We start from the raw sequence: 10,831 nt of genomic DNA, 5'->3' as shown, positions 1-10,831 counted from the left end.
CGCCGGGCTTCTCACCGTGATCCTCATCGGCCTTGTCGTGGAGAACCTGATCTTCCAGACCATCGAGCAGCGCACCATCAGGCGATGGGGCATGCAGGCTTGAGGTCGCATCCGATCAAGAGTGCCTAACGGAACGGGCACGGATGGGGCGTGCGGGCGTTGGCTGGGATGGCTCGCCCCCTTCACCAGCCTCGCTGCAAGCCGCATCACACTCAACCAGATCAAACGGTTCTGTTAGACGCTCTTAAATCCCTGGGTCGGCTCGGATAGAGATCGGCCGCATTGCACAGGGCGACGCACGACGATCCACGATCCGGGTTCCGCAGCCTCCATGCGGTTCTTGCTGATGGCCAAAGTTTTATCCACAGCTGCTGCAGGCTTCGGCGGGGGGGCGCACGCGGGAGCCAGGGCTTGGCGCGAACGGCGAACGAGGGTAGCCCCAAATGATAGCGATTCAGTCGAAAACGGGGGTGACCGGAAAACCCTTCACCATCGCGAGCGACGCCCTCCTCACCCACATGATCGCTCAGGCCACCGACCTCGCGCCGGGCGACCTCGTGCACAGCTTCGGCGATGCCCACCTCTACCGGAACCACTTGGACCAGGCGCGCCTGCAACTCGCCCGTGAACCGCGCCCGCTGCGGCGCCTGCGCCTGAACCCATCGGTGCGCGACCTCTTCGCCTTCCGCTTCGAGGACATCGCGATCGAGGGCTACGACCCGCATCCGGCGATCTCCGCGCCGGTCGCCGTCTGAACGGGATCCGCATGACCGAGCCCCGCATCACCCTCGTCGTCGCGGTCGCGCGGAACGGCGTCATCGGCCGCGACAACGGCCTCGCCTGGCACCTGCGCTCGGACCTGAAGCGCTTCAAGGCGCTCACCATGGGCAAGCCGATGCTGATGGGCCGCAAGACCTACCAGTCGATCGGCCGGCCGCTGCCGGGCCGGCGCACCCTGGTTCTGACCCGCGACCCGGCCTTCGCCGCCGAGGGCGTGGAGGTGGTGCACGATTGGGAGGCCGCGCGCGCGGCCGCGCGCGGTGCGGAGGAGCTGATGGTGGTGGGCGGCGCCGAGATCTACCGCCTCGCCCTGCCGCAGGCCGACGCGATCCACCTGACCGAGGTGGCAGGCGACTACGACGGCGACACCCGCTTCCCCGATTTCGACCGCGCCGCCTTCCGCGAGACCGCGCGCGAGGCGCATGCGGCCGGGGAGCACGACGAATGCGCCTTCGCCTTCGTCACCCTGGAGCGGATCCGCTGACGGCCACGACGCACGGGCCGCGACGGACGGGCAGGGCGCCGCGGGTGCGGCATCGCGATTGCCAAGGTTGCGGTTGCCAAGCGGGCCCGCGATGCCCACCTGCGAGCCTTGACAGCAAGGGCGCTGGCCCCGCAGGTGCTGAGGGAACCCCGGAAGCGGCAATCCGGGGCGGCTCCCGACAGAGCGGGCCAGTGGATGAAAGCGGGCGCGGCGACCGTCCGTGCATGAGGTGCGGACTGTCTCGCCGCGGGAGGAGAATTCGGCTGGCATGCCTTGGAGCAATCAGAGCGGCGGTGGTGGTGGCGGCGGTCCATGGGGCAACCGCGGCGGCAATGGCGGGGGACCCTGGGGCAATGGCGGGGGCGGCAAGACGCCGCCGAACCTTGAGGACCTGCTCCGCCGCGGCCAGGATCGCCTGCGCGGCGTGATGCCGGGCGGCGGTGGCGGCGGCTCCATCGGCGGCGGCCGCAGCGCCCTCGTCGTCGGCGCGATCGCCGCCTCGGTCTGGCTGCTCACCGGCTTCTACACGGTGGCCCCGAACCAGGTCGGCATCGAGACCATCTTCGGGCGCTACGTCGGCTCCAAGGGCGAGGGCCTGCGCTACAACTTCCCCTATCCGGTCGGCGGCGTGGTCAAGCCGAATGTCGGCCAGATCAACTCGATCCAGATCGGCTACCGCAGCGGCGCCGGTGCCCAGGCGCGCCTGCGCGACGTGCCCGACGAGAGCCTGATGCTCACCGGTGACGAGAACATCGTCGACCTCGACTTCGAGGTGCAGTGGCGCGTCAACCCGCTCAAGGCCTCCGACTTCGTGTTCAACCTCCAGAACCCGGAGGGCACGATCAAGGCCATCGCCGAGAGCGCGATGCGCGAGGTGATCGGCCGGCGCAACATCCAGGCGATCCTGACGAACGAGCAGTCGAGCGTGGCGCAGGAGGTCAAGGAGATCGTCCAGAGCGCGCTCGACGAGTACGGCGCGGGCGTGCGCATCGAGGTGGTGCAGCTCGTCTCGGTCAACCCGCCGCCGGAGGTCCGGCCCGCCTTCATCGACGTGAACGCGGCCCAGCAGGACGCCGACACCGCCCAGAACGAGGCCAAGACCTACGCCAGCCGCGAGGTGCCCCAGTCCCGCGGCCGCGCGGCGCAGATCGTGCAGGCGGCGGAGGCCTACAAGGCCAAGGCCACGGCCGACGCCACCGGCCAGGCGGCCCGCTTCAGCGAGGTCTACGAATCCTACAAGGTCGCGCCCGCGGTCAGCCGCGAGCGCCTCTTCCTGGAGACCATGGAGAAGGTGCTGGGCTCCGTGAACAAGGTGATCATCGACCAGAGCGGGCAGGGCGCGGCCTCCGCCGGCAACGCGGCCGGGGTGCTCCCCGTGCTGCCGCTCGGCGAATTCGCCCAGCGTCCCCAGAGCTCCGACCGGACGGGAGCCGCCCGATGAACGCCCAGGCCCTCCGCACCGGCCTCCTGGTGCTCGTCGCCGGCATCGCGGTCGCCCTCTACGCCTCCGTCTTCACGGTCGGGCAGATGCAGCAGGCCCTGGTGCTGCAGCTCGGGCGTGTGCGCGCCGTGCTGAACCAGACCAACGAGGACCGGCCCGGCCTCTACTTCAAGGTGCCCTTCGTCGAGAACGTGGTGCTGTTCGACAAGCGGGTGCTCGACCTCGACCTGCCGGTCCAGACGCTGCTCACCGCCGACCGCCAGAACCTCGAGGTCGACGCCTTCGCCCGCTACCGGATCACCGATCCGCTGCGCTTCTACCAGTCGGTGAACAATGTCGGGCTCGCCAACCAGCGCCTGCAGAGCTTCATCAACTCGTCCCTGCGCAACGTGCTCGCCCGCTCCGACCGCGACGCGATCATCAAGACCGACCGCAACCGGATCATGGACGAGATCCAGAAGGACGTGAACCGGCAGGCCAACGCGCTGGGCATCGAGATCGTCGACGTGCGCATGACCCGCGTCGACCTGCCGGCGCAGAACTCCTCGGCCGTCTACAAGCGCATGAAGACCGAGCGCGAGCGCGAGGCGGCCGACATCCGGGCGAACGGCGAGCAGATCGCCGTCACCATCCGGGCCAAGGCCGACCGCGAGGTCACGGTGATCCTGGCCGAGGCCCAGCAGACGGCCGAGCAGCTGCGCGGCCAGGGCGATGCCGAGCGGAACCGCATCCTGGCCGAGGCCTTCGGCAAGGACGCGGACTTCTTCGCCTTCTACCGGTCCATGCAGGCCTACGAGACCGGGCTGAAGAGCAACGACACCCGCCTCGTGATCAGCCCGAACTCGGACTTCTTCCGCTACTTCAACGATCCGCAGGGCCGGCCGGCCACCGCGCGCCCCGCGCCAGGCACCACCGGCTCGACGGCTCCGGCGCGCTGAGCCGGAGAGGCGGGGCGGGGCGGTACCGGCAGAGCCGCCCTTGAACGCCGCCCCGCAGGTCCGATCTATGCTCTCGCCTGGGGCGCGGCCTCGCACGCCCCGGGCGACGAGATGTCCGAGAAACGCGTTCTTCCGAAGAGGTCGACCATGCACCCCGTCACGGGCGCCCCCGCGGCGCCGGGCATTCCCGCGCTGGCCCGGGCCCGCGCCGGCCTCGCCGCCGCCCTGATCGGCCTCTCCGTCGCGGGCACCGCCCTGCCGCTGCCGGCCTTCGCCCGCGGGCCGGAATCGCTGGCCGACCTCGCCGAGCAGGTCACCGATGCGGTGGTCAACATCTCCGCCTCCACCACCGTCGAGGCGCGCTCCGGCCGCGGGCCGCAGCTCCCGCCCGGCACCCCCTTCGAGGACCTGTTCGAGGAATTCTTCAACCGCCGCGGCGGCCGCGGCGGCGGCGAGAGCGAGGCCCCGCGCACCCAGCGCAAGTCGAACTCGCTCGGCTCCGGCTTCGTCATCGACGCCTCCGGCATCGTGGTGACGAACAACCACGTCATCGGCGACGCCAACGACATCCAGGTCATCCTGCACGACGGCACCAAGCTGAAGGCCGAGATCATCGGCAAGGATTCGAAGATCGACCTCGCGGTGCTGCGCGTGAAGCCCACCGCCGAGCGCCCGCTCAAGGCCGTGCCCTTCGGCGATTCCGACAAGATGCGCCCGGGCGACTGGGTGATGGCGATCGGCAACCCGTTCGGGCTCGGCGGCTCGGTCTCCGCCGGCATCGTCTCGGCCCGGGGCCGCAACATCGAGTCCGGTCCCTACGACAACTACATCCAGACGGATGCGGCCATCAACAAGGGCAATTCCGGCGGTCCGCTGTTCAACATGAGCGGCGAGGTCATCGGCATCAACACGGCGATCCTCTCGCCCACCGGCGGCTCGGTCGGCATCGGCTTCGCGGTGCCCTCGGGCTCGGCCAAGCCCGTCATCGACCAGCTGCGCGAGTTCGGCGAGGTTCGCCGCGGCTGGCTCGGCGTGCGCATCCAGAACGTGGACGACACCACCGCCGAGGCGCTGGGCCTGAAGGGCGGCGCCAAGGGCGCCCTGGTGGCCGGCGTCGACGAGAAGGGCCCGGCCAAGACCGCCGGCCTCGAGGTCGGCGACGTGATCGTGCGCTTCAACGGCAGCCCGGTGAAGGCCTCGAGCGACCTGCCGCGCATCGTCGCCTCGACCCCGGTCGGCCAGAAGGTCGACGTGGTGATCGTGCGCAAGGGCGAGGAGCAGACCAAGCCCGTCACCCTCGGCCGCCTGGAGGATACCGAGAAGCCCCAGCCCGCCAACATCCGCCAGCCGGAGCCCGAGAGCGCGGTGCGCCAGGCGCTCGGCCTCAACCTCTCCGGCATGACGGACGAGCTGCGCCGCCGCTACGGCATCAAGGACAGCGTCAAGGGCGTGGTCGTCACCCGCGTCGATCCGAACTCGACGGCCTCCGACAAGCGCATCCAGGCCGGCGAGGTCGTCGTCGAGGTCGGCCAGGAGGCGGTGAGCACCCCCGCCGACGTGACGAAGCGCGTGGACGCCCTGAAGAAGGAGGGCCGAAAGTCCGTCCTCCTGCTCGTGGCCGCGGCGAGCGGCGACGTGCGCTTCGTGGCCCTGGGGCTCGACTAGACTTTTTAACGGTCTGCCGGGCGGGACCCGATGCGGACCCCGCCCGTCCCCTCCTCCACCTCATCTTAAGGTGCCGAAGTGGAGCGGAGGCCTCGCAGGAGGCCTCCAGAAGACGCCCCGATCCCTGGAGCCCTCCTTCGAGGCCCGCTGGCGCGGGCGCCTCAGGATGAGGCGGAGAATCGGGGAAGCCTCTCCGGCCCATCTCGCGAAACCGACCAGACCTTTCGCGGCGCCCGGCGGATGACACCCGCCGGGCGCCGTCGTCTTGTCGCACCCGCAACGGCAACGGTTCAGCAAACTTTCAGCGCGAGCGCCGTTGAATGCACATCACGCCGGGCGATCCCGTGCCGGCGTGAGGGCATCCGGGCCGCAGATCGCATCCTCGACATCGGCCGGGACACCCGTCCCCTTCAGCATTCCCCCGAACTGCTGTCACTCAAACCTCGGTTCGCCGCGTGAAGATCGCTGTCATCGCCCATCTGAAGTATCCGATCGGCCAGCCCTACGCGGGCGGCCTCGAGATGCACACACACCTGATGACACGGGCCCTGCGCCGACGCGGGCACGAGGTCACGCTGTTCGCCTCCGAGGGCTCGGATCCGGCGCTCGCGACCTTCGTCTGCCCGCCGACCGGCGAGGATCTCGGCGATCCGCTGCGCTGGGCGGCGATCGAGAAGGCCGAGCGCGAGGCCTACCGGTCGATCATCGACGCGATCCGCGCGGGCGATTTCGACCTCGTGCACAACAACTCCCTGCACGCCCTGCCGCTCATCGAGAGCGGAAGCTTCGACATCCCCTGGGTCACGGTGCTGCACACCCCGCCCTTCGAGTCGCTGGCCGCGGGCGTGCGCGCCGCGCGCGCCGACATGCGCTTCCTCTCCGTCTCGCAGACGCTGACCCGCGAGTGGACGGAGCTGCTGCCGGATCTCGAGGTGGTGGCCAACGGTATCGATCTCGCCACCTTCCCCTACAGCGCCGAGCCGGACCGCGAGCCCCACGCCTTCTGGTTCGGCCGCATCGTGCCGGAGAAGGGGCTGCACCTCGCCATCGACGCCGCCCGGCAGGCCGGCCTACCCCTCGTCTTCGCCGGCCCGAAGCTGAACCCGGCCTATTGGGAGGCCGAGATCGCGCCGCGGCTCGGGCCCGACCTCACCCATCTCGGCCATCTCTCGCACCGCGACCTCGCGACCCATCTCGGCCGCGCGCAGGTCGCCGTGGTGACCCCGCGTTGGGAGGAGCCCTTCGGCCTCGTGGTCGCCGAGGCGCTCGCCTGCGGCACGCCGGTGGCGGCCTTCCGCCGCGGCGCCATGCCCGAGATCCTCGACGCCTCCTGCGGACGCCTCGCCGAGGCCGACGATCCGGCCGACCTCGCCCGGGCGATCCGCGGGGCGGCCGCCCTGCGCCGCCGCGACGCCCGCCATCGGGTCGAGGCGCATTTCAACGCCGACACCATGACCGCGCGCTACGAGGCGGTCTATGCCGAGATGCTGGGGCGCCACGCCCTCGGCCGGCAGCTCCTCGACGCCGCGGAGTAGGACCGGTGCGCGCCGTCGTCTGCATCCCCGCCCGCGACGAGGCGGAGCGCCTGCCCCGGCTGCTCCGCTCGCTCGCCGCGCAGACGGGCCTCCCGGCTGGCCTCTCCGGGGCCCTGCGCGTGGTCGTGCTCGCCAACAACTGCACCGACGGCACGCCGGACATCGTCCGTCGCCTGGAGGCGGAGGGCGCTCTCGCATCCCTGGCGCTGCGCCTCCTCGAGGTGCGGGTCGAGGGGGCCGAGGCCCATGTCGGCACCGCCCGCCGCATGGCGCTGGAGGCCGGCGCCGACTGGCTCGCCGAGGATGGGGCCGCGGAGGACGGCGTCCTCCTCACCACCGATGCCGATGCCTGGGCACCGCCGGACTGGATCGCGGCCAACCTCGCCGCGCTGGAGCAGGCCGACGTGGTCGGCGGCCGCCTCGTGATCGACGCGGATGCGGAGATCGCGCCGGCGCTTGCCGACCTGCACGCGCGCATCGAGCGCTACTGGTCGGCCGTGCGCGCGCTGGAGGACATCCTCGACCCGCCGGCCCACGATCCGGCGCCCCGCCACGGCGACCACACCGCCGCGAGCCTCGCGATGCGCGCGGGCCTCTACCGCGCGGTCGGCGGCCTGCCGGCCATCCCCTGCGGCGAGGACAACGCGCTCGTCGCCCGCCTCACCCGGGCCGGCGCCCGCCTGCGCCATTGCCCGCGGGTGAAGATCCACGTCTCCGACCGGCACGAGGGCCGCGTCACCGGCGGCATGGCCACCGAGATGGCGCGCCGGGCCGAGGCGGTGCGCGCGGGCGGGGACTACGAATTGCCCGAGGCCGCCCTCTGGCACGGCCTCGTCGCCCGCCGCGCGGCGCTTCGGCAAGCTTGGCGTCAGGGCTGGCACCAGGGCGAGGCCGCCCGCCGCCGCGCCTGCCAGTCGCTCGGCCTCGACGCCGCCGACCTCGCCGCGATCGAATCGGAGCCCTGCCCGAACGACATCGCCTTCGTCGAGCGCGCCCATGCCCGGCTGGAGGCGCGCGCCGAGCCCGCCCGCTTCGTCCCTCTCGACGCGGCGATCGCCGATCTGGAGGCCCTCGCCCGCGGCCTGCGCGCGGCGGCCTGATCGCGCGCTCTCCTCTCCGCAAGGGGGAGGGAACCGGTGCCGACACCCCGCCAAAGGGACGATCCCTCTGGGATTCCGGTCACGAGAACGAGCACGGCCATGACCCGCGGCATCGGCTACTACGTCCACCACCAGGGCGTCGGGCACTGGCAGCGCGCCTGCGCCATCGCCGCCGCCCTCGACCGGCCCTGCACCCTGATCGGCACCCTCGCGGGGATCGACACGGCGGAGGCCCCCGGCCCCGTGCTCGACCTGCCCGACGACCGGCTGGACGACGGTTTCGGCGGCCAGGACGGCGAGGCGGAGCGGCCCCACGCCCTGCATTACGCACCGCTCGCCCATCCCGGCATCCGCACCCGCATGGCGCGCATCGCCGCCTGGGCGGCCGAGACGGACCCGCTGCTCCTCGTGGTCGACGTCTCGGTGGAGGTGGCGCTCTTCGCCCGCCTGCTCTCGCTGCCGACCCTGGTGTTCCGCCTCGCCGGCACGCGGACGGATCTGCCGCATCTGGAGGCCTTCCGCTCCGCCGACCGTCTGATCGCGCCCTTTCCCGCGGCCCTGGAGGCGGAGGGCGTGCCGGATTGGGTGCGCGCCAAGACGGACTATGCGGGCTTCCTCGGCCGGCCGGTCGCGCAGCGCCCGGGCGTGGATGCGGGCGCCGGGGGGCCCATCGTCGTGGTGTTCGGCCGCGGTGGTGATGGCGGCGCGCTCGCCGACCTCGCCGCGGCGGCGCGCGCCGTGCCGGAGCGTGACTGGCATGTCCTCGGTCCCGTCACGGGGGAGGGCGAGCGGCCCGCCAATCTCCACCTGCACGGCTGGGTCGCGGATGCGGATGCCTGGATCGCCCGGGCCGGCCTCGTGGTGGGCGGGGCCGGCGACGGGGTGGTGGCCGCGGTGGCGGCGCGGGCCAAGCGCTTCCTCTGCCTGCCCGAGGAGCGGGCCTATGGCGAGCAGATCGAGAAGGCCCGCGCCCTCGCCCGGCTCGGCGCGGCCATCGTGCACGAGGGCTGGCCGGAGGCGGCGCTCTGGCCCGGCCTCGTCCGCGCCGGACTGGCGCTCGACCCGAGCGCCATCGTGGCCCTGTCGGATCCGCACGCGATCCGGCACGCCGCCGCCCTGATCGAGCGGCACGCGCGCCGACGGGATCCCATGGTCACGGGATTAGGCTGATCGCAAAGCGGCCGGAGAAGACGCGGGTCCCCTCTCCCGAACGGGAGAGGGAGCAGGTCGCGCCCAGCAGCCTGGCGCCGACGAGATCCGTGTGCGCTACGAAATCAAGTCGAGCTTGGCCGCCTCGATGCCGCTCGCGCGGAGCGTGTCGGGCAGGGCGGAGAAGTCGCGGTATCCGGCCTCGCGCGCCATGGCGTCGAGGGCCGTCTGCTCGTCGGCGGCAGAGCCGGTCCAGAGGACCGCGCCGCTCGATTTCTGCCTGATCTGGAAGATGCTCATGGTCCCGCTCCCCACACTTCAATTCGCTTGTGCGAACACAACGTTCGTACGCGATCCGGGTTGCAGGCCGGCGGGCGCGATGTCGCATTTCGGCATCAAGTCTGGTGTGCGCCGCAATCTGACCCCGCGACGCCGTAACTCCGCCGCACGGTCCGGTGTACACTCCGTCGCATCCCGACCGCCGGCTTCGCCCCCGGACCGGGAGCCAGATCCGCGCCCGTGAGGCCCGCCTTGTCCGACCGCACCCACCGCCTCCTTCTGGGCGCCGCCTGCGCGGCTCTCCTCGCCGCCGCGCCCGCCCGCGCCGTCGAGCCGGCCGCGGTGCCGGATGCCGCCGCCATCGCCCCGGCCGTCACCGTGGCGAAGGCGGAGGGCCGCGAGATCGTCGAGCGCGCCGTGGTCACCGGAACCCTGGTGCCCCGCGACGAGATCCTGGTCGCCCCGGAGATCGAGGGCTACCGCATCACCGAGCTCTTGGTGGAGGAGGGCGACCGGGTCGCCAAGGGCCAGGTGCTCGCCCGCCTGTCGCTGGAGATGATCGTCACGCAGGAGGCCTCGAACGCCGCGGCGGTGGCCCGCGCCGAGGCGGCGATCGTCCAGGCCCGCAGCCAGATCGTGCAGGCCGAGGCCGCGCAGGTGGAGGCCAGGCTCGCCCTGGAGCGTGCCCAGGCGCTGGTGCGCACCGGCAACGCCACGGCGGCGGTGCTGGAGCAGCGCGTCTCGGCCGCGCAGGGGGCGGACGGCAAGCTCGCCGCGGCCCGGGGCGGCCTGCAATCGGCCGAGGCCGACCTCGCCACCGCCAAGGCCGCCGGCGCCGAGATCGCCCTGCGCCGCGCCCGCACCGAGATCCGCGCGCCCGAGGCCGGCATCGTCAACCGCCGCACCGCCCGCATCGGCGCCACCGCGACGGCGGTCGGCGAGCCGCTGTTCCGGCTGATCGCCCGCGGCGAGATCGAGCTGGAGGGCGAGGTGCCCGAGACGCAGCTCCCCCGCCTCAAGGTGAACGATCCCGCCGCCCTCGACCTGGAGGAGGGCGGCCGCATCGCGGGCCGCGTGCGCCGGGTCTATCCGGAGGTCGACCGCGCCACGCGGCTCGGCAAGGTCCGCATCGCGCTCGCGGACGATCCCCGCCTGCGCATCGGCGCCTTCGCCCGCGGCACGGTGGAGATGGCCCGGCGCCGCGGCGTGGCGGTGCCGGTCTCCAGCCTGCTCTTCGCCGCCGACGGGCGCGTCGGCGTGCTCGCGGTGAAGGACGGGCGCGTCGAGGCGCGCGCCGTCGAGACCGGCCTCACGGCCGAGGGCTTCGCGGAGATCCGCTCCGGCCTCGCCGAGGGCGAGATGGTGGTGGCCCGCGCCGGCAGCTTCCTGCGCGACGGCGACCGGGTCCGCCCGGTGGCGCCGGACGCCGTGAAGCCGCTCGCGGACGCCCGCTGAGGACG

The 10,831-nt window shown here is 72.4% G+C and carries 9 protein-coding genes and 2 pseudogenes; 10 read left to right on the top strand and 1 reads right to left on the bottom strand.

What is annotated here, in order from left to right; genetic code table 11:
- The 9 genes and pseudogenes from MTDSW087_RS30935 to MTDSW087_RS20245 form a co-directional block, all read left to right on the top strand.
- Positions 1 to 103: pseudogene (locus tag MTDSW087_RS30935) on the top strand (ABC transporter permease); the annotation flags it as partial.
- A 373-nt stretch (positions 104 to 476) separates the two neighbouring features.
- Positions 477 to 755 (top strand): annotated as a pseudogene (thyA, locus tag MTDSW087_RS20280) (thymidylate synthase); the annotation flags it as partial.
- An 11-nt stretch (positions 756 to 766) separates the two neighbouring features.
- Positions 767 to 1,264: a dihydrofolate reductase gene (locus MTDSW087_RS20275; protein ID WP_144766714.1), complete on the top strand. Its 498-nt coding sequence runs from the start codon at positions 767 to 769 to the stop codon at positions 1,262 to 1,264.
- 268 nt (positions 1,265 to 1,532) lie between these two features.
- Positions 1,533 to 2,705, top strand: coding sequence for an FtsH protease activity modulator HflK (hflK, locus tag MTDSW087_RS20270; RefSeq protein ID WP_144766713.1), 1,173 nt, complete (start codon positions 1,533 to 1,535; stop codon positions 2,703 to 2,705).
- Complete coding sequence (gene hflC, locus MTDSW087_RS20265) at positions 2,702 to 3,643, top strand: protease modulator HflC (protein WP_144766712.1); 942 nt, start codon at positions 2,702 to 2,704, stop codon at positions 3,641 to 3,643. The genes hflK and hflC overlap by 4 nt, the downstream gene beginning before the upstream one ends.
- A 147-nt stretch (positions 3,644 to 3,790) precedes the next feature.
- The gene (locus tag MTDSW087_RS20260) at positions 3,791 to 5,308 is read left to right on the top strand and encodes a Do family serine endopeptidase (protein ID WP_144766711.1); all 1,518 of its coding nucleotides are present in this window, start codon (positions 3,791 to 3,793) and stop codon (positions 5,306 to 5,308) included.
- 455 nt (positions 5,309 to 5,763) lie between these two features.
- Positions 5,764 to 6,843: a glycosyltransferase family 4 protein gene (locus tag MTDSW087_RS20255; protein ID WP_144766710.1), complete on the top strand. Its 1,080-nt coding sequence runs from the start codon at positions 5,764 to 5,766 to the stop codon at positions 6,841 to 6,843.
- A 5-nt stretch (positions 6,844 to 6,848) separates the two neighbouring features.
- Positions 6,849 to 7,943: a glycosyltransferase family 2 protein gene (locus MTDSW087_RS20250; RefSeq protein WP_144766709.1), complete on the top strand. Its 1,095-nt coding sequence runs from the start codon at positions 6,849 to 6,851 to the stop codon at positions 7,941 to 7,943.
- Positions 7,944 to 8,042: 99 nt separating this feature from the next.
- Complete coding sequence (locus MTDSW087_RS20245; RefSeq protein WP_144766708.1) at positions 8,043 to 9,113, top strand: glycosyltransferase; 1,071 nt, start codon at positions 8,043 to 8,045, stop codon at positions 9,111 to 9,113.
- 96 nt (positions 9,114 to 9,209) lie between these two features.
- On the opposite strand, the gene MTDSW087_RS20240 is transcribed toward MTDSW087_RS20245, so the two are convergent.
- Positions 9,210 to 9,392 carry a hypothetical protein gene (locus MTDSW087_RS20240; RefSeq protein WP_144766707.1) on the bottom strand — a complete coding sequence of 61 codons (183 nt, stop codon included), beginning with the start codon at positions 9,390 to 9,392 and terminating at the stop codon, positions 9,210 to 9,212.
- Between the two features lie 231 nt (positions 9,393 to 9,623).
- On the opposite strand from MTDSW087_RS20240, the gene MTDSW087_RS20235 reads away from it, so the two are divergent.
- Positions 9,624 to 10,826: an efflux RND transporter periplasmic adaptor subunit gene (locus MTDSW087_RS20235; protein ID WP_238179044.1), complete on the top strand. Its 1,203-nt coding sequence runs from the start codon at positions 9,624 to 9,626 to the stop codon at positions 10,824 to 10,826.
- The last annotated feature ends 5 nt before the right edge of the window (positions 10,827 to 10,831 follow it).

This window comes from Methylobacterium dankookense (assembly GCF_902141855.1).
Lineage (GTDB): Bacteria > Pseudomonadota > Alphaproteobacteria > Rhizobiales > Beijerinckiaceae > Methylobacterium > Methylobacterium dankookense.
The sequence above is the reverse complement of the archived record's forward strand: the minus strand, read 5'-3'. Positions and strand labels throughout refer to the sequence as shown.